Consider the following 22,070-nt stretch of genomic DNA (forward strand, 5'->3'; position numbering starts at 1 on the left):
TGTATCCTTATGTTAAGCCCAAATTTATTCTAATTTGGATAATGTTTATCCGAAAATTTGAGGTTTAAAAAAGTAAATATGACGGCATTATTGCAAATTTTTGAGCATTTGTCTGCCCCCTAAACGCTCGCAAACCCTTGTCAGAACTGGAATCGGTCTTTATATGAATAAATAGTGAATAAATATTTAACTATTATTCATGTGTGGCAAAATCTTGCAGGGCTGTATACCAAGTTTTCTATATCCTATTGAGCAATGGGGATGAAAAATGCCCAAATTTAGTGCAAAAATTTAACTGCATAGATGCCCAAAAATAATTTTGATAAATAAATTGAAAAGAAAATATTAATGGCTTGGTTGAATATTAAACAGTATGGGTAAGGTTAAATGTGCCTGGTGATGAGGTTGAGTTTGGATAAATCGACTTTATTTAGGTTTGATATAAAGTCATTATTGATTTTGGCATTGGTTAAAAAACGCTTTGCTTCGTTGAGTTCAATTAAGCGAGCTTTTTGTAAGATCTTGTATTGGCCGTAGGTCATCGACTTAATAAACAGCTGATAAAACGCTTTAGTGGTTTTATCTATGTCTTGGTCAATGATGGTATCAGGCCAAGTAATGCCAAGGTCAAGGGCTTGGACAAAGTGAGGATAATCAATTGCTAGCTTGTCAAATAGTCCCTTAGAGATGTCCAAAGAATGTTTAAACAAAATGTCGGATGCAAATTCACCATCATAAGTCAGCGCATTTAACGCTTTTTCGATATCTGGACGACCACTTTGTCTGGCCTTTTTCATTTCTGTTAGGCGAACTTTCTCAAACGACTTTAGATAAAGCCTAAGTGCTAGTCCATAACCAACACTATGCAATAGGCCAAACAAGTAAGCATGCAGTGGTGGTAAATTACAACTCTCTGCCAGCTGTTCCATGCAATTGGCGACAGCAACAGAATATTGCCAGAGCTTATTTTTGGCATCTGAAAAAGGTTCGGTGCTATGTGGTTGCCAGTGTTTGGCAACCAGGGCTATGATTGGCATCTTTATGTTATCAGGCCCCACATACCTAATCGCAAGCATAACATCGTCTAACATTGGTCGAGTCGACTTCGGATCGCGAAAAGGAGGCTTGTTAACGAGGCCTAACAACTCTTTTTTGAGCCATGGTACAAGCGCGACGTGTTGGGCAATCTGATTTGAACTGGCATTAGGTTGCAAACAAACTTGAATCAGCTTAATTAGCGCAGTATCCACTTTAAATATGTTACTAAATAAAACACTTTTGTTGTCAACGATGTGTTCGATGTAATTGAAAAGGGCATCGTGGAAGTACTCGTTGATGTAAATTAAGAATTCTTCCGCCGTTTTGGCTTGGCGGGCTTTTTGTTCTTGAGCTCGGGCCTCTACGGTGAGTAGGTTGCGATTAGTGTCGCTAGCTTGATCAGATTTACTAATCAATCCAAGTCGTTGTTTGGCAATTTGATCAGATACGATAAAGTCAGAAAATCGATGGGTGATGATTTGTGTTAATTTACTATTTTGCGCATCCATTGCCGTTACTCTTGATACTACAATGACAAAAAGTTGTTCAATAAAGTTAAGCCGTGTTCCGACATTACCGACTCTGGATGGAATTGTACACCTGCAACTGGATATTCTGTCATTTCTAACGCCATTAATTCTTTTTCGGGACCATCAACCCAAGCTACCGGTTTAATAAAGTCGGGTAACGTAGACTCGTCTGCTATTAGAGAGTGATAACGGGTAACGGTCATCGGGGAGGGTAATGTTGCAAAGAGCGCAGAGTTTTGGTGGCTAATTGATGATGTTTTTCCATGCATTACGTGTGGCGCTCGTTTTACTGTTGCACCAAATTGTTGAGCAATGACTTGATGACCTAAACAGACGCCAAGAATGGGTTTACTCTGATAAAAGTGTTCGATGGTTTGTAAAGACACACCGGCTTCATTTGGCGAACAAGGGCCTGGCGAGATAACAATTCGCTCAGGGTTTAGTGCGCGAATATCACTTACGCTTAATTCGTCATTTCGTTTGACCAATACGTCTTGATCTAAAGACTCAAAGTAATTCACTAAGGTGTAAGTGAACGAGTCGTAGTTGTCGATCATTAAAAGCATTTGGGGACGTCTATCAGTGAGATAAAAGGCAGCGTCGACACTAAAAGAAATGCTTGAATGACGACGCTATTGGACACTTATGGTTATGGACGACTAACAAGTCCAAGTGCATCGTAAACTGAAGTTAGTGTTTTTTCAGCCTTGATCGATGCTTTCTCTGCACCAATTTTCATGATGCGTTCTAATTCAGTTTGGTCATCACGAATTTCTTTGAATCGAGCCTGAATTGGTTCGATCATAGCGACAACGGCTTCTGCTGTGTCTTTTTTCAGGTGACCGTACATTTTGTCTTCGTACGCTGGTACAAGTTGCTCAATGCTTTGGCCAGTTGCGACACTTAGTAAGGTCAGTAAGTTTGAGACACCTGGCTTTTCTTCTGTATCAAAGTAAATACGAGCTTGCTCGTCAGAGTCAGTCACTGCTTTTTTCAGCTTTTTCTCAATCTTCTTTGGCTCATCTAATAACATGATGTAACCATTTGGATTGTCATCAGACTTTGACATCTTCTTCAATGGATCTTGAAGGCTCATTACACGTGCACCAAACTGAGGAATTTGCGGATCTGGAACTGTGAAAACGTCGCCATATAAGTTGTTAAAACGAGTCGCAATATCACGAGTCAGCTCTAAGTGTTGCTTTTGGTCTTCACCCACCGGTACGCGATCAGCTTGGTAAAGTAAAATGTCAGCCGCTTGTAGAACAGGATAACTGAACAAACCAACGTTAACATTGTTGCTGTGCTTTGAGGATTTATCCTTAAACTGAGTCATTCGGTTTAATTCACCCATTTGCGCATAGCAGTTGAGTACCCACGCTAACTGAGCGTGTTCGCGAACATGAGATTGAACAAATAACGCAGACTTATCTGGGTCGATACCGCACGCGGTATATAATGCAACGCCATCTAATACACGACTTTTTAGTACTTCGGGCTCTTGACGCACGGTCAAAGCGTGTAAGTCGACCAACATAAAATAGCAGTCATTGTCATCTTGCATCGTACGCCATTGATTGATTGCACCAATGTAGTTACCGATTGTCATGCCGCCTGTTGGTTGAATACCACTGAGTACTGTACTTGTCATTGTTTTTGCCGTTTTGAAGTTAGTTACGTTTAAAAAGTGCGCCATTGTAACCCGATTACAAATTGGCGCAACGAATTGAAGGATTAATTAGGCTAAGTTGGCGATAATTTGGGCGACTCTGGCCGCTCGGTTTTCGGCATTGAATATTGCCGAGCCCATTACGAATGTGTCCGCACCACAATCGGCAATTTCTCGGACATTGTCTTGGTTTACACCACCGTCAACTGAGATGCGTATCGAATATCCTGATTGGTCTATTTTGGCGCGAAGACGCTTTATTTTATCAAGGCTAGCCGGGATGAATGCTTGACCACCAAAGCCAGGGTTTACCGACATGACCAATACAATATCGATAAGTGGCAAAACTTCATCCAACACCTCAATTGGCGTGCCCGGATTGAGGGCAATACCGGCTTTACATCCTGCGTCTTTAATTAACATTAATGAACGGTGTAGATGTTTTGTCGCTTCAGGGTGGATAGTGATCAGGTCTGCGCCAGCCTTGGCAAATTGCTCAATCATGTCATCAACAGGCTCAACCATTAAGTGAACATCAATTGGGGCATCAATTCCGTGCTCTTTTAGTGCTTTACAAATCATCGAACCAAAACTCAAGTTTGGCACATAGTGATTATCCATCACATCAAAATGAACCCACTGGCATCCAGCTGCTAACACCTCATTAACTTCATCGCCTAATTTTGCAAAGTCTGCCGAGAGAATAGAGGGAGATAAAATATATTCGTTTGCCATAATTTTCCTAAAAAGTTTGTTTGGAAAAGCACCAAATAAGGATGCGCTCGCACCAAAATAGCTCAAAAAAACAACTCAAAAAAACCAGCCTAAACAAAAGTCTATGTTTTTCAATTGGATAGCCTTGGGCACAAAAATTGTTACGTTCTAATTATGAATTAAAACCATGCTAACAAGGTTGCGGTCTGCAAGCCTAATTAATTTAAAAAAATAGAACAACTTAAGAATATAAAAAATAAAAGGGAACATCGATATGAAATTAAAAGCTTTATCACTGTCAGTGGCAACAATTATAGCCTCTTCATTATTTACACCTGTATCGGCTATTGCCGAAACATCGGCGAATGTTGGTGTTACTTCAAATTATTTGTGGCGTGGTTTTGAACAAACAGACGGCGACCCTGCGGTGTTTGGTGGTCTGGATTGGGCATCAGAAGATGGTTTTTATGTTGGTACTTGGGCGTCTACTGTAGATGGTGCTGATGCGGAAGTTGATTTGTACGGTGGCTATGCTTTTACAAGTGGTGATGTAGATTATGACTTGGGATATATCATTTATCTTTATCCAGGAGCGACAGACTTAAACTTCTCTGAGATATATGCATTGGCGAGTTTGGGTCAATTCTCTGTTGGTGCATGGGTGCTTGCAGAGGCAGATGGTCTAGATTTTGGCGATACACTTTATTTGGAAGCTGGTTATGAGCTGCCGATTGATGATGATAGTGGTGTGACTTTTCATGTTGGCCATTACTCGGGCGACGCATTTGACAATAACTCCCTCGATTTAAAAGTAGAGTATGGTTACAAAGGATTTAATGTTGGCTTGTCTAAGGTTCAAATTACGGATGTAGACATTGATGAAACAGAAGAAGTGAAATTATATGCTGGATATAGTGTTTCCTTTGACCTGTAAATTACTAAACCTAAATAGTGATTTGTGATTTCACATTTTATTACTTCCTGTCTAAGCTTAAGTTAGGTTTAGACAGAGGAGTAAGTCATGTTACCGTCCGATCTTGTAGACTCGTTAGCTAAGTTACATGCCGAGTTAGAAACAACCAAAAATGTTGATCCACAAGTCATTGAGCAAGTTCGTGAGTTAGATCGCCAAGTCAGTGAAATGATAAAGTCTAATGAGCTTCAAGCCGAGCAAACAATAGAGTCACAGTTGTTAGCGCTCGAAGCTCGGTTCGCTTCAGAACACCCTACCTTAGAACGCATAACCAGAGAGGTGATCGACCGTTTGGCAATGATGGGGATTTAATTCTCTAATCAAAAGCAATCCACTACAAATTCACTTCTGATGTTATAAAACGCATACTTTATATAGCCACAGGACCTAAATGTGGCTGAAATATCACCAAGTAAAAAATAAATCCGTTTTTTCTGTTGCGACGCGCTTTAATTTTAGCTTATTGTCCTCATGTAGATTCTAAGTTATCAACATGTAGAAAACACAGATGGACTTTTCATCCTTGAACAAACTTTCTGCAAATACATTTAACAAGCAAAAAGCAATGATTAAAAATGTATTAGCAGGCAAACCCGTTAAATGTCCTACATGTCAGCAACCAGTTTTACTTTCGAGTGCCGATGAGCAACTCAGTTTAAAATGCGCAAAGGGTTGTACAGATATACTGTTAGACAAAGAATAATAATATTTAAGCGCGACATAGCGCATGGAACTTTTTGGAGAAGGCCTCATGGCAACTGATTATCAAGCATTACACAACGAAACGCACAGAAACGTAAAAATTGCGCCAAAGAAAAGCGTTGAAGATCTAAAAAACCAACATGCTCTTGGTGTTGTAGTTCAAGAATTCGCATTAGCGGCAGCTGAATTCCCAGTTGTTTTTGTAAAAGACGAAAAAGCAGGCGCAACATTCCCTGTTGTTATTTTAGGTGTTGAGCAAAACACAAACTTATTCGTTACAGAAGAAAACAAATGGGCGGCTCGTTACGTTCCAGCTCGCTACACACACGTACCATTAAGCGTTATTCCTCACCAAGAAGACGAAAACCGCTTTGCAATCGCAATTAACATGGCAAGTGACATCGTAAGTGAAAAAGAAGGCCAAGCGCTATTCAATGAAGATGGTTCAGAAACAGAGCACTTGTTAGAGCGCAAAAAAGCATTGATGTCTTACGTCGAAAACGAAAAAGTAACACGTGCATTCATCGAAGCATTAGAAGAAATGGAGCTACTTGTTCCTAAAAACATCAACGTAAAAGTGATGGAGCGTGAATACAACTTAAACGGTCTATTAATGGTTGATGAGAAGAAGTTAAACGAGCTGTCTGATGAGCAATTCCTTAAACTTCGTAGCCGTGGTTTCTTAGGCCCGATTTATGCGCACCTAAGTTCAATGCACAAAGTTGCAGACTTAATTGAACGTCAAGGCGCAAAATTAAGAGCTGAAGCTGAATAAGCATCACTAACTTAATTAGAAGTATTTGATAGAAAAGCTCGTCCTAGAACGAGCTTTTTTGTATCTGTACAGAATAACCTTGGTACATAAAGTGCCGAATCGATTTAATGAGATAAACTCTAAGGATGGTGTTTTGAACCAAAAGGGGTAGGAGAATACCTGCTTATGGAAAATGAAAACCTAAAACACGGCCAAGCAGAGATTGAAATGCCGCTTGGTAACCAGTTTATAAGGTTCTTACCACTAAAAATGTGGTCTAAAGGTGGTGAAACTCGCCGCCTATTCATCATATGGTTTTGTTTAAGCCTATTGGTCATTCCGATGGGTATGCTTACACGACTTTTTGAGTGGACAGGTGTTGCGGTCGATCTTGGCCCACAAACCATTTATCTAACCTTGTATTTACCAATGATTTTTTGTGTGCCATTAGTGCTTTGGTTGGGCTTTTGGTGGGCCGCTATTCCAGCCTACTTATCTACGTTTTTGGTGGCACTTATAGGTGGTATGCCTATAGAGTGGATAGCTGTCTTTTCATTTGCCAACCCTATCGCTCTCGCTATGTACTTCATGTTTTATCGCATCACACCTATGCGCACTGATCTAAGAGGCGCAGAGTCGCTAGTGAGCTTTTTATTAATCTCCTTAGTCGCTTCGTTAGCTGGCTCAATTGGTGCTTTTATCTGGGCATTAACAAATAATGTAGGTTTAAATGAGGCTCACCCTGTTTGGCTGGGCTGGTGGCTTGGCGGTTGGCTGCAAGCCGTGCTAATCGTAGGTCCTATACTTTATTTTATTGGACCTTGGGTAGGACCTAAATTACTTCGAATCAAAGACAGCGCTCTACATATAAAAAGTGCTAAAGGTGCGATGTTAGCCATGGTGACCTCTTTCTTAGTGGTCGTGGTTTGTTTTGTTGGGGCCGGTCGGATTGTTAGTCTCAAGCAGCTGAATAACATTGATTGGGCTGGTGGTCAGTCAATGAGCTTTGCACAAGCACAAAATACTGTAGATAGCTTGTCTTACCCTTTATTCATATTATTGGCCGTTATGCTCGCTATCTGTTACCTAGGTTATAGAGCCATTCTATATTGGTATGACATGATTACCACAGCAAACAAAAAGCTTGAGGAAAGTAACAAACAACTTGTCCGTTTAGTTAGTGAAGATTCTTTATCCGGACTTTTTAATAGAAGACATATTTTTGAAAAGCTCAATTATGAATATCAAAGAAGTAAACGAGAGGAAAGCTCCTTCAGTATTATTATGATCGACGCCGATAAGTTTAAGCAAGTCAACGATCATTACGGACACTTAGTAGGAGATGAAGTAATAAAAGCTATCGCTGGTTGTATCAAGTCTATGATGAGGCCTTACGACACTGCAGGGCGCTATGGTGGTGAAGAGTTTATTGCTATCCTACCAAGTACTAGTTGTGAGCAAGCTAAATCCATCGCTGAACGTTTACGCCAATCGGTGGCTGATTTAAAATTGGCAACTGACGATTCTTCAAATATATTAAAAGTGACTGTCAGTATTGGTGTCGCAACATTTGATGAAGAAGATTTAACGCCCCAACGAGTCATTGATAAAGCAGATAAAGCGTTATTAATGGCAAAAGATACAGGAAGAAACAAAGTCGTCGCTTGGTGAAGTAAATCGCCTAAAAGCATAAAGGTATAAAACAAAAAAAACCTGCCCAAGGGCAGGTTTTTTTATACTCGAAGGTTTAACTATGCTACGCCAAAGGCAGCTTTTAAACCTAAGAAACAGATAATTGATAACGCTGCACCGATAGGTAGCGTGATAACCCATGAAACTACGATGTTTCTTACAACACCTAAGTTAAGAGCTGCAATACCACGTGCCATACCTACACCTAATACCGCACCAACAAGTGTTTGTGTAGTCGAGATAGGTAGACCAGTACCAGAAGCGATGATTACTGTAGACGCGGCTGCTAATTCAGCGGCGAAACCACGGCTTGGCGTTAAGTGAGTGATACCGTTACCAATAGTACGGATTACGCGGTGACCGAATAGAGCCAAACCAGCAACAATACCGAATGCACCTAGAGGTAGAATCCACCAAGCAAGAGATGCTTTAGGAAGGATTTGACCGTCGTTAGATACGATACTTACAACAGCAGCTAGTGGACCAATTGCGTTTGCAACGTCATTTGAACCGTGTGCGAATGCCATACAACAAGCTGTAACAACCATTAATACTGCGAAGATTTTTTCAACGTTGTTGAAGTGCATTTCTTTGTCAGCACTTGGATCAATTTTGATACGGCTAATGAAGTATTTACCAATAAGCGCTACAACGATACCCGCTAAGATAGCGTAAAGGTAAGCTTCTGTACCTGAGATGTTTAAGTCACCAGACTTAACAACGTGCTTAAGACCTTTCTTGATAGTAACGAGTGCCATTACAAAACCAGCTAGGAACATGTAAAACGGAACGTATTTCTTAGCGTTTTTAAGTGGCTCGTCCGTATCAAATATCAGCTTTTGTGCTGAGATGAAGATTAAGTATGCAATAAGGCCTGATAGCATTGGTGTTACAATCCAGCTACCAACGATACCACCAACTTTACCCCAGTTAACGGCGTCCATACCTACACCAAACGCAGCAAAACCAACTATTGCACCTACGATTGAGTGAGTTGTACTTACCGGCCAGCCTAAGTAAGAAGCAACAGCAAGCCAAATAGCAGCGGCAAATAGAGCTGAGATCATACCAAGAACTAAGTATTCTGGATTAGGAATGAAAGGCGCTGAATCAATGATGCCTTTACGGATGGTTGAAGTTACCTCACCACCGGCTAAGTATGCACCAGCGAATTCAAATACCATTGCGATGATGATCGCTTGCTTGATAGTTAGAGCTTTAGAACCAACTGATGTACCCATTGCGTTTGCAACGTCGTTGGCACCAATACCCCAAGCCATGAAAAAGCCGACAATGGCTGCGGTGGCGATCAGCATGACGCCGTACGTAGATATAATATCCATGAAAATTACCTAAATTAAAAAATAAAAAGTGAGTGCTTAACGCGCTAACATAAGTTCAAGTCTTGAACCCACACGTTCTGCTAAGTCGGCTAAGTCCCCAATCCATTCAATCATTCTGTACGTCACCATGACATCAATAGGATTTAACTCGTCTTCGATTTTTCTAAGTTCCTGGCGGATAGAGATTTGCATGCTATCTGTATCATCTTCAATTGAATCTAATTCAGTAATCATGCGCTCTACTAGTTCCACTTCGCGGCCGCGAAATCCTGTTTCTAGTAGTTCGTCAAATTCATTAATAGCTTTAGCTGCTTGTGCAATTGCATCGATGCTGCGATCAACAAAGGCAACAAAACTCGGTTGAATTTGAGAAGGAATTGCTAACTCACGCCCTAAGAATTGGCCTGAGATGTCTTTTGCTTTATTAGCAATTTTGTCTTGTTGAGTGATTAACTCCAACAAATCTGTTCTTTCTACTGGTAGGAATAAACCACGAGGTAAATTCATACGAACTTCACGTTTTATTTCGTCAGCGTCTTTTTCTAACTGAGAAATTTGTACACGAAGCTCAGAGGCTTTGGTCCAATTTTCTTCACAAACAGCTTCAACAAAAGGTTTTAGTAACTTTGCAGCTGAATGTACAACGTCGATGTGTCTTTCTAACGCTTTTAATGGCGATTTAGCAAAAACATCTAAAATTGAGTTAATGGCCATAATGAACCCTTATTTTGGTAAATGATAATGGCAAAAAAAAGCCTGCATCGTAATGCGGGCTTTGTTTAAAGTTGTATTTTACGTTCTTCTAGACCAATTGCATAGCCTGAATGACAACTTGGTGAAGATTTTATGACAGGTATGTTACAGAAATATTACAGCAGAAAAATGAAAAAAAGCCAGCCTGCGAAACGACACACACACTGACTTATTCTTTAATTTTTGACGAAGATTTAAACTGGATTTAAATCAGTCGTTTACAGGACGTTTTCTTTAATGTCTGACTCAGAGGTGTGACGAACATCTTTTCCTTTTACAAAATAAATAATGTACTCAGAAATATTTTGACAACGATCGCCAATGCGCTCTAATGATCTAACTGACCATAAAACGTCCATTACTTTCGGAATTGAACGTGGATCTTCCATCATGTAGGTCATTAATTGACGCGTAATACCTTCGTATTCTTTGTCCAAAATCTTATCTGACTGGTGAACTGCGAAGGCCGCATCTACATCCATGCGAGCAAAAGCATCAAGAACCTCGTGCATCATAGTGATGGCTTTTCGGCCCATGTTATCCATAGATACCAAAAACTCTTGTTGCGTTTTGTTAAATGATTCAAGTGCCACGCGAGCAATGCGCTCTGCTTCGTCACCAATGCGTTCTAAGTCAGTGATTGTTTTGATAATGGCCAAAACTAATCTTAAGTCTGAGGCTGCAGGCTGGCGCTTAGCGATGATACGCGTACATGCTTCGTCAATTTGAACTTCCATCTTGTTAACATGAATGTCGCTCTCAAGAACCTGTTTTGCTAACTCTTGGTCTTGATTGTTAACCGCGTTTAAGGCGTTTGTCAGCTGTTGTTCAACTAAGCCACCCATTTTTAAAACATCGTTACGGATCTGTTCAAGTTCAACGTTGAACTGACCAGAAATGTGTTTATTTAAATTAATTTCCATTATCTACCCCTCAAAACCTAGCTCTATATACTATATAAACCGAATTAGAACGCTGCGCAATTATTGGCAGCGTTTTGTTTTTCTAACCGTATCTACCAGTAATGTAGTCTTCCGTTTTCTTCATTTTAGGTGTTGTAAATAGCGCGTTAGTGTCAGCGTGCTCGATAAGTTGCCCCATGTACATGAAGGCTGTCTGGTCTGATACACGGGCCGCCTGTTGCATGTTATGCGTAACGATAACAACAGTGTATTTGTCTTTTAGCTCAGTGATCAATTCTTCAATCGTTAGCGTTGAAATTGGGTCAAGCGCTGACGTTGGTTCGTCGAGTAACAATACTTCTGGCTCGATTGCGATAGCACGTGCAATAACAAGACGTTGTTGCTGACCACCTGATAAACCAAGTGCACTTTCGTGTAAGCGGTCTTTTACTTCGTTCCAAAGTGCTGCATTAGTTAATGAGCGCTGAACGACTTCATCGAGAACGCGGCGATCATTAATGCCTTGTAAGCGTAAGCCGTAAACTACATTCTCATAAATACTCTTTGGGAATGGGTTAGGGCGCTGGAATACCATGCCTACTTTTCGACGTAGTGAAGCAACATCAACAGACTTGTCATAGATGTTTTGGTTGTGAAGTAGAATTTCACCGTCGATTCGACATGTATCAACTAAGTCATTCATACGGTTGATACAACGTAATAGCGTTGATTTACCGCAGCCCGATGGACCGATGAAGGCAGTTACCTGGCCTTTTGGAATCACCATGTTAATGTTTTCAAGCGCTTGCTTTTGACCATAGTAAAGGTCGAGATCTTTAATTTGCAAAGCAATTTGATCTTGGCTTAAGTTATCTAAATCAACGCTTGAAGACGTTTTGTTGCTCATATCCGGTGCTACAGAAATCATCTGGTAACCTCTTAACTTCAATTAATTCTTTTACTTAAGCTGGTGACATGCACCAGCCAATTTGTATTCTTGGTAATCTCTAGATTAGTGTTCTAAAGATTTGTATTTTTCACGTAAATGGTTACGAATGCCTATCGCTGTAATGTTTAGCGTAATAATGACAGTAACCAATAACAATGACGTTGCATAAACAAGTGGACGCGCAGCCTCAACATTCGGGCTTTGGAAACCAACATCATAGATATGGAAACCTAAGTGCATGAATTTACGATCTAAGTGCACATACGGGAAGTTTCCATCAATTGGCAACGTCGGCGCCATTTTAACAACACCAACCAACATAAGAGGCGCAACCTCACCAGCTGCACGAGCAACCGCTAGAATAAGACCTGTCATGATAGCAGGAGAGGCCATTGGAATAATAATACGCCAGATTGTCTCGGCCTTTGTCGCACCAAGTGCTAAAGAGCCTTGTCGCAACGAACCTGGAATACGCGATAGACCTTCTTCTGTTGAAACGATAACAACAGGCAAGGTTAAAATTGCTAACGTTAGTGCTGACCAAATAACGCCAGGAGTACCAAACGTCGGGCCTGGTAATGCTTCAGGGTAAAACAATTGGTCAATCGAGCCACCTAACATGTAGACAAAGAAACCCAAACCGAAAACACCATAAACGATAGATGGTACACCTGCTAAGTTAATAACAGAGATACGGATAATCTTTGTTACTGGGTTGTTGCCTGCGTATTCGTGTAGATAAATTGCGGCAACTACACCAAATGGCGTCACAATAACAGCCATAAGAAGTACCATGAAAACAGTACCGAAGATTGCAGGGAAAACACCACCTTCAGTGTTAGCTTCACGAGGGTCGTCAGTAATAAACTTACCAATTTGCTTTATGTATTGACCGACTTTGGCGATAAAGCTCATGTCATTTGGAAATGACACGTCTAGTACATAGAAAATTGGAATAACAACAGATTCGCCACGCATATCGCGAACTGTTACCGAGTCACGGCGAGCCAAGTCACGGTATTCAAAAAGTTGTTTTTCGTATTCTTTATATTTAGCTCTCAGTTCATCACGACGTTGGTTTAACTGAGCTAGGTTCTCGTCAGTTAATTCATTCTCAAGTTCGTATTTACGTTCTTGCAAACGCAACTGCTCTAACTCGTAATTAATTGAACCAATTTCATCGTTTTGTAGGTCGAGTGCTAAATCATTTAACTCAACCGCTCGGTCAATTGCTTTGAAAAGTGCTTCTTGAGTGTTTTGGGTGATAACTTCACCGTCTAATGAAACCGACTCAACAAAACCGTAAAAGTTACCATTTTTTGAACGTTCGAAAACCGCAATGCCCGAAGGTGTTGTCTGAGACTTTATTTCTGGGCCTAAAATCCACTGGAAGTCCAAGTCAACAAATTCACGGTTACCAGTTTTAACAAGTAAACGCTCTACAAATTCACCTTGTACATTTTCAAACTTTACACCCGATTGAATCAAGCGAGCTGTAGGAACCTCTTCACGATCATAAATCTCACCGATAATTGTGCGTGTTTGACCGTTAGCATCAACCAAATCAAATTGATGTATTTGTGAAGGCCAAAAGAATGACAAACCTCGTGACGCGATCATCAGTAACAAACCGATGACGGCTAACAAACTGATGCTTACCGCACCAGCCGTCATCCAAACCCAAGGGGCACCTGATTTAAACCACAACTTCATATTTATTCTCCAAATCTTTTAGTAGGTGCACATTAAAGTGAGCTGTACTTTTCACGTAATCGCTGACGAACAAATTCGGCGATAGTGTTAAATACAAAGGTAAAGATAAATAAGACAAACGCCGCTAAGAATAGGATTCGGTAGTGAGAACTGCCCACCTCAGACTCTGGCATTTCAACAGCAATGTTTGCACTTAGGGTTCTCATGCCCTCAAAGATACTCCAATCCATAATAGGCGTGTTACCCGTTGCCATTAATACAATCATAGTTTCACCTACGGCACGGCCTAAGCCCATCATCACAGCAGAGAATATACCTGGACTTGCGGTCAACAATACGACCTTAGTCAGGGTTTGCCACTGAGTTGCACCAAGCGCTAACGAGCCACTTGATAGTGCTTTAGGAACACTGAATACTGCATCTTCTGCAATTGAGAAGATAGTCGGGATAACCGCAAAGCCCATTGCAATACCAACAACCAAAGAGTTTCGTTGGTCAAAAGTAATGCCTAGCTCATTAGTGATGAACAAACGGGTATTGCCATCAAATAATAGCTCTTCGACCCATGGGCTCATTGCAAATGCTGAATAACCAACTAAAGCAACGACTGGAATTAGGATGATTGAGTCCCAACCTGCAGGAACCTTATTTTTAATGTGTTTTGGAATGTTATGCCAAATAAATGCTGCTGCAAATATCGCTACAGGCAACATTATCAATAACAAAACAACACCAGGAAGTTTGTCTTCAATAAGCGGTGCTAACCAAAGGCCGGCTAAGAATCCAAGAATTACGGTCGGTAATGCTTCCATGATTTCAACGGTTGGTTTAACGACCTTACGTACTGACGGAGCCATAAAATAAGCAGTGTAAATAGCCGCGGCTAAACCAATTGGTACCGCAAATAACATCGCGTAAGCGGCCGCTTTTAACGTACCAAATGAAATTGGAACTAGGCTGAATTTTGACTCAAAATCGTCACTTGCAGATGAGGACTGCCAAATATAGTCGGCTTCTGGATAACCTTCATACCATACTTCTTGCCACAATCCTGACCACGTCACTTCAGGGTGTTCATTTTCAATGTTGTTAATTTGTATGTTGTTTTCGCCTAATACAACAAATGCGTTAGCACGTGGTGCAAAGCGAATGTGTTTAATATCAGCCGTTGTTAATTGACCTTCCCAAAGCTCAGCTTCTGAAGTGGCATGAAATAGATTTACTTCACCCGAATCGGTTAAAGCAATGAACGTACGGCGATAGAATTCTGGGTAAATAGCGACAACCGCTTGATCGTCAGCCTTGGTCTGCATTTCAAAGTGGCGAACTAAAACAAAGTCACGGCCATCTTTACCATTTGATTCAAACCACTGGTTGATAATGCCGTCACTGTAGCCAAGCATAAGAGAATTAGCGCCGGCTAAAAGGTTTGACGTCGTTAACTCGGCACCTTTACGGCTAATGTTTTTGTTGTACAACAGCTCGACTTCGTCACCAAAGCGGCTACTAGCGACGTATAGCTCGTGTTTAGTGACGATAAAGCTACGACTGCCATCTGGTGACACAAGTAAGTTTTTAATTTCACCGTCTACAAAATCTAAGGTAGATTTTTGAATCTCCCATTCGATTTCTTCGGTCATGAAGTTTTCTTCACCCTCTAAGCGGGCAAATTGCACCTGGCCATTGCTCAATTGGTATAAAACGCTGATGACACTTTCTTCAACAGAGAAGGTAAAGTTCGTGACCGTTTCATCATTAGATTCGAATAATGACGGTAATGGTGCCTCACCAAACGGGTAGTTGACTCTTGGTGTTTGAGAACGCTTATTGTCTTTAAAATCAATTTTAAATGATGGTTTAATGATGCTCAGTTCTGCGTTCTCATTCATGAATCCATAAAGACCTAAATGCGGAGCAGCTTCTGAAAATGCAACAATATTACCATTAACGTTAGCTTGAATAGAGTCTATCTTTTGACCAGCGTTTGGGCCTTTTGCATTGAAAAAATCCACCGTTGCACTTGGTGTTACAGCAAAAGTTATCTCAGTTTGCTCTTCTATACCCGCAGAAAAGTATTCTTGACTGATTGACGTGGTTGCCTCTCTAGACTCGACCTCAGCCGAATTAAAAACAGGTTTAACCACGTATAAAAGATAAAAGAAAATAAGTAACAATGCGCACAGCACTAAAATACCGCCAGTCATTACGCCATACTTAGCCAGTTTGTCCTTAAGTATACGTGTTGACTCGGTTTTTAACGCGTTGTCTGATGTTTGAGACATACTAAATACCTACCCTAAATTAGTTGCCGCGCAGTATATTTCATTATTGTTACAAGATTGTGACAAACAGGTCGATGTCGGCGCGAGACACCTTAGAAAATTGACAGCAATTATAGTAGGGAATTGAGATAATTCACGCTATGTAAAGCCATATTGTGGCAATTTGTCACTTAGTTTTATGTTGAAAGCTTGTATTTAAAATAGTCACATTGAAACTGGATATATTCATTAATTTTGTTAATACTCACTAAGACAGTGGAAAAAAAGGTACATAGTTAATGAAGCATTTAGTATTAACGGTAATTGCCGAGGACCAAAATGGACTTGTTGAGCGAGTATCGAATGTCGTTGTCAACCACGACGCAAATTGGTTAGCCAGTAACTTAAGTATATTAAGTGGATATTTTGCCGGGGTCATCGAGGTTATGGTACCTGAAAACAAACTTGCAGGTTTGCAAGCCGACCTCAGTAAGCTTGAAGGGATGCAGATTACGACTCATCTTTGTGACGCAAAGGATAATGTTAAAGCACAAGAAATTGAGTTTGTTATCACAGGAAATGATCGAAAAGGGATCGTTCAGGAACTCGCTAGCGTGATTAGTCACAAAGGGGCGAATATTGTGAGTTTTGTTTCATCACATCAAACGGCACCAAATTGGGGCGGTGAACTGTTTCATGCAATTGCAAAAGTAGGCTTGCCAGAGGGAATGCAGCCAGAAGTGATTGTTGATGCTTTGGAGGAGATCGCAGCCGATATCGTCGTTGATATCGAACTTGAAGAAGCGTCGTAAGGCCTGTCATTCCTCTTTAAAATCACTAACGACATAATCAAACTCATAAAAAAAGTCACTGACTAAGCAGTGACTTTTTTTCTTATCGAGTAGGACTCGAATCGACCTTTATTATTTAAGACCTAGCTTGCTTAGCTGCTTTGATACAACCGCTGCTGGTAATGGAACGTAGCCATCTTTTTCAACAATCTTTTGGCCAGATTGAGAAAGAACCATCTTAATGAACTCAGCTTCCATTGGTGAGAATGGTTTGTTTGGATTTTTGTTTACATACATCCATAAGAAACGAGAAAGCGGGTATTCACCTGTCACTGCATTTTCCATTGTTGCATCAACATAGTTGTCACCACGCTTAGCTAGTGGAACAGTACGAACGCCTGACGTTTTGTAACCGATACCAGAGTAACCAATACCGTTTAGTGAAGAAGAGATTGACTGTACAACAGACGCAGAACCAGGTTGTTCGTTTACGTTATTTTTGAAGTCACCTTTACATAGGCCTTTCTTTTTAAAGTAGCCGTATGTACCAGATACAGAGTTACGACCAAATAACTGAATGTCTTTAGCAGCCCACTCACCTGTTAAACCTAAGTCACCCCAACGATTAACGTCTTTGTCACCGCCACACTTACGTGTAGATGAAAAGATTGCGTCTAGCTCAGAAATTTTCAAACCTTTGATTGGGTTATCTTTGTGTACGAATACTGCAAGAGCATCGATTGCTACTGGAATTGCAGTTGGCTTATAACCGAAATGTTTTTCAAAAGCTTCGATTTCTTTTGATTTCATTTTACGGCTCATTGGACCGAACTGAGATGTGCCCTCAGTTAGAGCTGGTGGAGCAGTTGAAGAACCAGCAGCTTGAATTTGAATGTTTACGTTAGGGTAAAAACGCTTAAATTCTTCAGCCCAGAACGTCATCATGTTGGCTAATGTGTCAGAACCAACAGACGAAAGGTTACCAGAAATACCACTTGTCTTTTCGTAAACTGGAATGTCCTTGTCTACTGCTGTTGCAGATGTACTTACTAATGATGCAAGCGTTAAACCTAACGCGCCAACTAGTGCTTTTAGTTTCATTGTTTTGCTCCAATTATTTTAGAATTTGCGTTCAGTGGTTGGGACTGAACTGAAACTTAATTCGTTGTAACTGAGGTTATAGTAGGTCAAGAATGTGACAAGTTTATGACATGAAATGCGATTTATCACTTTTTGTGATCTTTTTTTAACAACGAAGATCACTGAGATCAAAAGTATGGTGAGATTGTTTTTTATACAGGTGTTTTGACGAGGAAACCTGGCTTTAGAAAACAAAAAAGGCCGTAAAAATACGACCTTTCTTTAGCGATTTTAAGAGATTAGAACTTGTGTTCTAAGCCTAGACCTAAGTATGTTTCATCTTCGGCCATGTCGAAGTTGAACGTAGTGTAGAACGCAAATACTTTTGTGCTCTTACCAAGTTTACGGTCGGCACCAAGTGTAAAGCCACTGTCATCTTCCATCGTTTGGTACTGACCTTTTAAGTTGTATCCACCAACTTTGTATTGAGCGTTAACCATGAAGCCGTCTTTGTCTTCGCCAGACTCAACGTTTTCTTGAGTTTGGTACATAGCACCTAATTTAACGCCAGATACCTTAGTACCAACAGTTAAACGAGTTGCGTCATAACCTTTAACTTCGCTATCAATTGCGATGGCTGCGTAGTACTTGCCTTTTTTAAGAGCACCGTCACCGTAAGTTAAAGAAAGTGATGTTGCTGAATCATCGTTGTCTTCATCCAGGATGTAGCTGATACCAGCTTGGAAGCCGTTCATTTTTGGCGTCTTATAAGTGATGCTGTCACTCATACGGTTTTCACCTTTCCAAAGGTTTTTGATATCGGCTTCAAGGTCAGAGAAGATATCGAACTTACCTTGAGATTGCTTAAGTACTGTGTCGTTACGACCAACTAAAACTTCACCAAACGCGCCTTTAAGACCAACGTACTGGTTACGTGACTTAAGGTTTTTTTCACCTGACTCGTCAGATACGTCAACTTGAAGTTCGTATTTGTAAACAACTTCCAAACCACCGTCTAACTTTTGAGAGCCTTTAACACCTAGGCGAGAAGCATTGCTTTTCAATTCAGTGATTGAACCTGCACCTTCGTCTGAGCTTTGTACAGTTACGTTTGCTTTACCGTATACCGTAGTATCGGCCATTACTGGTGCCGCCATTGCTGAAAGAACAGAAGCTGCAACAAGAGTTTTTAACATTTTCATATAAGTACCTGTCTAAGGAAGTTGTAATATTAAAATCGCCAAATTGACATAAGCCAATTTTTGATGGTGGTATTACACTACATAAATGTTACAAATATATTTCAATGTGAAATATTCATGACATAAATATGTAAGCTTTCGTAATTGTTACATTTTTATTTAAATATAAAAACGATATCGAATCCTTTGTTGCTAATTTATATACAGTTTTTGTAAGTTATTTGTTTACTTGCACAGATATAAATCACATTTTTCCATATTTATTCCTTCTAGAAATTTGGTTCTGCTAAAAGCAACAATCTCTTAAGGTTGCATTAAATATAGAAGATAATTTTCAAATGTCAGTGTTTGTAAGGGCTACAGGTGGTTTTGTTTATTTTTTGTAGATTTGCGTTACGGCTAAAAGCCTGACTTTAAAGTGGTTAAAAATTCAAACTTCGAATTTTTGTTCACATTTTGTTAAATACAATTAAAATAACAAAAAAACGGAGACAAGGTGAATCATGGCTAGAGAACAGTGGGGGATATGCAGCGAAGCTAATTTGCATGGCTTGCACCTGTTTTTTAATGCACACGAAGGATATGAGCCTGCCATCCGTGAAGCATTGAGTCAGTTACCCAAACTGTTTGAAGAGCTCAATGAGCAATTTTCCGAGTCTATGTTCAGTGGTGTTGTTGCGATTGGTGCCAACTTTTGGTCCGAACTTTACCCTAATAATATTCCTGAAGGCCTAAAACCATTCCCATCTATGCGGCACGAAGACCGCCATATGCCTGCCGTTCCGGTTGATCTGTTTTTTCAACTTCGCTCAGATCGCCAAGATGTTAATTACATAGCTAGTCGTCGACTGCACAACCTGTTTGGTGAGATGCTAGAACTGATTGAGCAGGTCCCATGTTTTCGATATTTAGATGGTCGAGATTTAACGGGCTTTATAAAAGGCACAGCAAACCCTAAAGGGCGAAAGCGACGCGAAGTTGCATTAGTAACAGAGGATGGTCCGTTTAAAGGTGGCAGTTATTTGCACGCGCAACGCTTTAGGCATCACCTAAACCGCTGGCAACGCACCCCAACGGAAGAACAAGAGTTAATCATTGGCCGTCACCTTGAAGACAACAACCGTCTTGATCATCAAGAGTTGCCGGAAACCGCTCACGTTTTTCGAGCGCGTTGTTTTGACCGCCAAGGCGAACGTATCCAAATTCTTCGCCAGAGTATGCCTTATGGTAATTTAAATACTCAGGGCTTGTTGTTTTTATCCTACTGCGCCAAGCCAGACAGTTTTGAAAAGATTTTAGCTAATATGGTATTTGGCAGTGATGCGGGTAATTACGACCACTTGTTAAATTACACTACAGCCGAAACTGGAGCGGCGTTTTTTGCTCCGTCTATTGATTACTTAGAAAATCAAGGTAATTTAGAATAACACCACGCCTTCACTCTATAAGGCTCACTTTTAAAAAAGGAACTTTCAATGAACGAGTTGTTTAATATGGTGCTGTCATTCGAATTTGCAGCCCTTATTTTAGTTATTGTTTTACTAAAATCATCCATTAAGTTTGTCCCACAAAACCGTGCTTATGTGATTGAGCGATTTGGTAAGTTTAATAAAACCATCGAAGCTGGTCTTAACTTTATTGTCCCTTTTATCGATGTGGTTGCCTATGACCGCTCTTTAAAGGAACAGGCATTTGATGTCCCTGGCCAATCAGCAATCACCAAAGACAATATTTCGCTTATCGTTGATGGGGTTTTGTATTTCCGTGTACTTGACCCGTACAAAGCCTCATATGGCGTAGACGACTATGTATTTGCCGTCATCCAACTTGCCCAAACTACAATGCGTAGTGAAATCGGTAAGATGGAGCTAGACAAAACATTTGAAGAGCGTGACTCACTAAACACCAATATTGTTGCGTCTATTAATGAAGCATCTTCACCTTGGGGTGTTCAGGTATTGCGTTATGAAATTAAAGACATTGTACCGCCGTCTTCTGTTATGGAAGCGATGGAACGTCAAATGAAAGCCGAACGTGAAAAGCGTGCAAAGGTTCTTGAGTCGGAAGGTGATCGCCAAGCAGCAATTAACGTTGCAGAAGGTGAAAAACAATCTCAGGTTTTAGCCGCAGAAGCTGAAAAAGCCGAACAAATCCTTAAAGCCGAAGGTGAAGCGAAAGCAATCATGCAAGTTGCTGCAGCACAAGCAGAGGCGCTTGAGCTTGTTGGTAACGTTGCTAAGACAGAGCAAGGTCAAAAAGCAATTCAGCTTGATTTGGCTACGAAAGCGATTGATGCGAAACAAGCAATTGCTAAAGAATCGTCAGTGGTGCTTTTGCCGGACTCTAGTACGGATGCAAGTAGCGTTGTTGCTCAAGCAATGACCATCATTGATACCTTAAACAAGAAGTAAGGAGTCAGTATGTGGATTTTTGATAATACAGCACAAATTTTAATGGCCTTAGGCATTATGATGGCGGTTGTAGACATTGTTGTGCTGGGCTTTGCGACGTTCTTTTTAACCTTAATTGGTTTGGCAGTCCTTACGACCGGCGTACTTTTAAACTTTGGGGTAATGACAGATTCTTGGGCAAATATACTGATATCTGTCGCAGTTCTGTCAGCTATTTATACTGCTTTATTATGGAAGCCTCTGAGTCGTCTTCAGCAAGACACCAAGCCACAAGAAGTCAAATCGGACATTATTGGGCACCAATTCCATCTGGAAACGGATGTAACCGCCAGCCAACCAGGCATGTATTTGTACTCAGGCGTAAATTGGAAAATTGAAGCAGACGAAGAGCTTACCGCTGGTGCAAAAGTAGAAGTGACCCAAGTTAAAGTGGGTGTAATGAGAGTAAAGCCCGTTGAGTAGTGAGTTATGACACCGTAATTCAATACAACGTGTCACTAAGAAACTAAAAAGCCTGCAGTCGAGCAGGCTTTTTGTTTTCTGTAATTGCCACAATTATCCTAATTGGAAATTTAGCTTTCATTCGCATAGTA

21 protein-coding genes are annotated in these 22,070 nt (G+C 40.6%); 9 read left to right on the plus strand and 12 right to left on the minus strand.

Features of this window, described 5'->3' with window-relative positions; genetic code table 11:
- Window positions 1-383 precede the first annotated feature (383 nt).
- The 4 genes from AC4E96_RS02120 to rpe all read right to left on the minus strand — a co-directional run bounded on the left by AC4E96_RS02120 (window position 384) and on the right by rpe (window position 3,972).
- Window positions 384-1,547: an HDOD domain-containing protein gene (locus AC4E96_RS02120; RefSeq protein WP_490254767.1), complete on the minus strand. Its 1,164-nt coding sequence runs from the start codon at window positions 1,545-1,547 to the stop codon at window positions 384-386.
- A 17-nt stretch (window positions 1,548-1,564) separates the two neighbouring features.
- The gene (locus AC4E96_RS02125; RefSeq protein WP_488032181.1) at window positions 1,565-2,134 is read right to left on the minus strand and encodes an anthranilate synthase component II; all 570 of its coding nucleotides are present in this window, start codon (window positions 2,132-2,134) and stop codon (window positions 1,565-1,567) included.
- 83 nt (window positions 2,135-2,217) lie between these two features.
- The gene (trpS, locus tag AC4E96_RS02130; protein ID WP_488032227.1) at window positions 2,218-3,219 is read right to left on the minus strand and encodes a tryptophan--tRNA ligase; all 1,002 of its coding nucleotides are present in this window, start codon (window positions 3,217-3,219) and stop codon (window positions 2,218-2,220) included.
- Window positions 3,220-3,306: 87 nt separating this feature from the next.
- Window positions 3,307-3,972 carry a ribulose-phosphate 3-epimerase gene (rpe, locus tag AC4E96_RS02135; protein ID WP_488032180.1) on the minus strand — a complete coding sequence of 222 codons (666 nt, stop codon included), beginning with the start codon at window positions 3,970-3,972 and terminating at the stop codon, window positions 3,307-3,309.
- Between the two features lie 253 nt (window positions 3,973-4,225).
- Here rpe and AC4E96_RS02140 point away from each other — a divergent pair, with 253 nt between their 5' ends.
- From AC4E96_RS02140 to AC4E96_RS02160, 5 genes are all read left to right on the plus strand, one after another.
- The gene (locus AC4E96_RS02140) at window positions 4,226-4,885 is read left to right on the plus strand and encodes a TorF family putative porin (RefSeq protein WP_488032179.1); all 660 of its coding nucleotides are present in this window, start codon (window positions 4,226-4,228) and stop codon (window positions 4,883-4,885) included.
- Window positions 4,886-4,972: 87 nt separating this feature from the next.
- Window positions 4,973-5,236, plus strand: a complete 264-nt coding sequence (locus tag AC4E96_RS02145) for a DUF4404 family protein (RefSeq protein ID WP_488032178.1) — start codon at window positions 4,973-4,975, stop codon at window positions 5,234-5,236.
- A 196-nt stretch (window positions 5,237-5,432) separates the two neighbouring features.
- Window positions 5,433-5,627: a hypothetical protein gene (locus AC4E96_RS02150; RefSeq protein WP_488032177.1), complete on the plus strand. Its 195-nt coding sequence runs from the start codon at window positions 5,433-5,435 to the stop codon at window positions 5,625-5,627.
- Between the two features lie 48 nt (window positions 5,628-5,675).
- Window positions 5,676-6,401: a SapC family protein gene (locus AC4E96_RS02155; RefSeq protein ID WP_488032176.1), complete on the plus strand. Its 726-nt coding sequence runs from the start codon at window positions 5,676-5,678 to the stop codon at window positions 6,399-6,401.
- Window positions 6,402-6,566: 165 nt separating this feature from the next.
- On the plus strand, window positions 6,567-8,051 hold the full coding sequence (locus tag AC4E96_RS02160) for a GGDEF domain-containing protein (RefSeq protein WP_490254768.1): 1,485 nt from the start codon (window positions 6,567-6,569) through the stop codon (window positions 8,049-8,051).
- 80 nt (window positions 8,052-8,131) lie between these two features.
- Here the strand turns inward: AC4E96_RS02160 and AC4E96_RS02165 are convergent, their stop codons facing one another.
- The 6 genes from AC4E96_RS02165 to AC4E96_RS02190 form a co-directional block, all read right to left on the minus strand.
- Window positions 8,132-9,415 carry an inorganic phosphate transporter gene (locus AC4E96_RS02165; RefSeq protein WP_490254769.1) on the minus strand — a complete coding sequence of 428 codons (1,284 nt, stop codon included), beginning with the start codon at window positions 9,413-9,415 and terminating at the stop codon, window positions 8,132-8,134.
- A 36-nt stretch (window positions 9,416-9,451) separates the two neighbouring features.
- A complete protein-coding gene (locus AC4E96_RS02170) occupies window positions 9,452-10,129 on the minus strand; it encodes a TIGR00153 family protein (protein WP_488032173.1) in 678 nt (225 codons plus the stop codon).
- A 257-nt stretch (window positions 10,130-10,386) separates the two neighbouring features.
- Window positions 10,387-11,091 carry a phosphate signaling complex protein PhoU gene (gene phoU / locus AC4E96_RS02175; RefSeq protein ID WP_488032172.1) on the minus strand — a complete coding sequence of 235 codons (705 nt, stop codon included), beginning with the start codon at window positions 11,089-11,091 and terminating at the stop codon, window positions 10,387-10,389.
- An 82-nt stretch (window positions 11,092-11,173) separates the two neighbouring features.
- Complete coding sequence (gene pstB, locus AC4E96_RS02180) at window positions 11,174-11,998, minus strand: phosphate ABC transporter ATP-binding protein PstB (RefSeq protein WP_488032171.1); 825 nt, start codon at window positions 11,996-11,998, stop codon at window positions 11,174-11,176.
- Between the two features lie 84 nt (window positions 11,999-12,082).
- The gene (gene pstA, locus AC4E96_RS02185; protein WP_490254770.1) at window positions 12,083-13,732 is read right to left on the minus strand and encodes a phosphate ABC transporter permease PstA; all 1,650 of its coding nucleotides are present in this window, start codon (window positions 13,730-13,732) and stop codon (window positions 12,083-12,085) included.
- Window positions 13,733-13,764: 32 nt separating this feature from the next.
- Window positions 13,765-16,014: an ABC transporter permease subunit gene (locus tag AC4E96_RS02190; RefSeq protein ID WP_490254771.1), complete on the minus strand. Its 2,250-nt coding sequence runs from the start codon at window positions 16,012-16,014 to the stop codon at window positions 13,765-13,767.
- 278 nt (window positions 16,015-16,292) lie between these two features.
- Between AC4E96_RS02190 and AC4E96_RS02195 the strand changes: the two genes are divergently transcribed.
- Complete coding sequence (locus tag AC4E96_RS02195; RefSeq protein ID WP_490254772.1) at window positions 16,293-16,805, plus strand: glycine cleavage system transcriptional repressor; 513 nt, start codon at window positions 16,293-16,295, stop codon at window positions 16,803-16,805.
- Window positions 16,806-16,916: 111 nt separating this feature from the next.
- Here AC4E96_RS02195 and AC4E96_RS02200 read toward each other — a convergent pair whose 3' ends face one another.
- Both AC4E96_RS02200 and AC4E96_RS02205 read right to left on the minus strand, forming a co-directional pair.
- Window positions 16,917-17,885 carry a PstS family phosphate ABC transporter substrate-binding protein gene (locus AC4E96_RS02200; RefSeq protein WP_488032167.1) on the minus strand — a complete coding sequence of 323 codons (969 nt, stop codon included), beginning with the start codon at window positions 17,883-17,885 and terminating at the stop codon, window positions 16,917-16,919.
- Between the two features lie 278 nt (window positions 17,886-18,163).
- Entirely contained in the window at window positions 18,164-19,066 is a 903-nt protein-coding gene (locus AC4E96_RS02205; protein ID WP_488032166.1) for a porin, read from the minus strand.
- 503 nt (window positions 19,067-19,569) lie between these two features.
- Between AC4E96_RS02205 and AC4E96_RS02210 the strand changes: the two genes are divergently transcribed.
- From AC4E96_RS02210 to AC4E96_RS02220, 3 genes are read left to right on the plus strand one after another with little or no spacing between them, the layout of a single operon-like run.
- The gene (locus AC4E96_RS02210; protein WP_490254773.1) at window positions 19,570-20,493 is read left to right on the plus strand and encodes a Dyp-type peroxidase; all 924 of its coding nucleotides are present in this window, start codon (window positions 19,570-19,572) and stop codon (window positions 20,491-20,493) included.
- 48 nt (window positions 20,494-20,541) lie between these two features.
- Window positions 20,542-21,477, plus strand: coding sequence for an SPFH domain-containing protein (locus tag AC4E96_RS02215; RefSeq protein ID WP_488032164.1), 936 nt, complete (start codon window positions 20,542-20,544; stop codon window positions 21,475-21,477).
- A 9-nt stretch (window positions 21,478-21,486) separates the two neighbouring features.
- Complete coding sequence (locus tag AC4E96_RS02220) at window positions 21,487-21,939, plus strand: NfeD family protein (RefSeq protein WP_490254774.1); 453 nt, start codon at window positions 21,487-21,489, stop codon at window positions 21,937-21,939.
- The last annotated feature ends 131 nt before the right edge of the window (window positions 21,940-22,070 follow it).

This window comes from Psychrosphaera sp. (assembly GCF_982872775.1).

Coding starts and splice junctions, on each gene's coding strand:
- AC4E96_RS02120 (WP_490254767.1), bottom strand. CDS start 1,547: ATGGATGCGCAAAATAGTAAATTAACACAAATCATCACCCATCGATTT.
- AC4E96_RS02125 (WP_488032181.1), bottom strand. CDS start 2,134: ATGCTTTTAATGATCGACAACTACGACTCGTTCACTTACACCTTAGTG.
- trpS (WP_488032227.1), bottom strand. CDS start 3,219: ATGACAAGTACAGTACTCAGTGGTATTCAACCAACAGGCGGCATGACA.
- rpe (WP_488032180.1), bottom strand. CDS start 3,972: ATGGCAAACGAATATATTTTATCTCCCTCTATTCTCTCGGCAGACTTT.
- AC4E96_RS02140 (WP_488032179.1), top strand. CDS start 4,226: ATGAAATTAAAAGCTTTATCACTGTCAGTGGCAACAATTATAGCCTCT.
- AC4E96_RS02145 (WP_488032178.1), top strand. CDS start 4,973: ATGTTACCGTCCGATCTTGTAGACTCGTTAGCTAAGTTACATGCCGAG.
- AC4E96_RS02150 (WP_488032177.1), top strand. CDS start 5,433: ATGGACTTTTCATCCTTGAACAAACTTTCTGCAAATACATTTAACAAG.
- AC4E96_RS02155 (WP_488032176.1), top strand. CDS start 5,676: ATGGCAACTGATTATCAAGCATTACACAACGAAACGCACAGAAACGTA.
- AC4E96_RS02160 (WP_490254768.1), top strand. CDS start 6,567: ATGGAAAATGAAAACCTAAAACACGGCCAAGCAGAGATTGAAATGCCG.
- AC4E96_RS02165 (WP_490254769.1), bottom strand. CDS start 9,415: ATGGATATTATATCTACGTACGGCGTCATGCTGATCGCCACCGCAGCC.
- AC4E96_RS02170 (WP_488032173.1), bottom strand. CDS start 10,129: ATGGCCATTAACTCAATTTTAGATGTTTTTGCTAAATCGCCATTAAAA.
- phoU (WP_488032172.1), bottom strand. CDS start 11,091: ATGGAAATTAATTTAAATAAACACATTTCTGGTCAGTTCAACGTTGAA.
- pstB (WP_488032171.1), bottom strand. CDS start 11,998: ATGATTTCTGTAGCACCGGATATGAGCAACAAAACGTCTTCAAGCGTT.
- pstA (WP_490254770.1), bottom strand. CDS start 13,732: ATGAAGTTGTGGTTTAAATCAGGTGCCCCTTGGGTTTGGATGACGGCT.
- AC4E96_RS02190 (WP_490254771.1), bottom strand. CDS start 16,014: ATGTCTCAAACATCAGACAACGCGTTAAAAACCGAGTCAACACGTATA.
- AC4E96_RS02195 (WP_490254772.1), top strand. CDS start 16,293: ATGAAGCATTTAGTATTAACGGTAATTGCCGAGGACCAAAATGGACTT.
- AC4E96_RS02200 (WP_488032167.1), bottom strand. CDS start 17,885: ATGAAACTAAAAGCACTAGTTGGCGCGTTAGGTTTAACGCTTGCATCA.
- AC4E96_RS02205 (WP_488032166.1), bottom strand. CDS start 19,066: ATGAAAATGTTAAAAACTCTTGTTGCAGCTTCTGTTCTTTCAGCAATG.
- AC4E96_RS02210 (WP_490254773.1), top strand. CDS start 19,570: ATGGCTAGAGAACAGTGGGGGATATGCAGCGAAGCTAATTTGCATGGC.
- AC4E96_RS02215 (WP_488032164.1), top strand. CDS start 20,542: ATGAACGAGTTGTTTAATATGGTGCTGTCATTCGAATTTGCAGCCCTT.
- AC4E96_RS02220 (WP_490254774.1), top strand. CDS start 21,487: ATGTGGATTTTTGATAATACAGCACAAATTTTAATGGCCTTAGGCATT.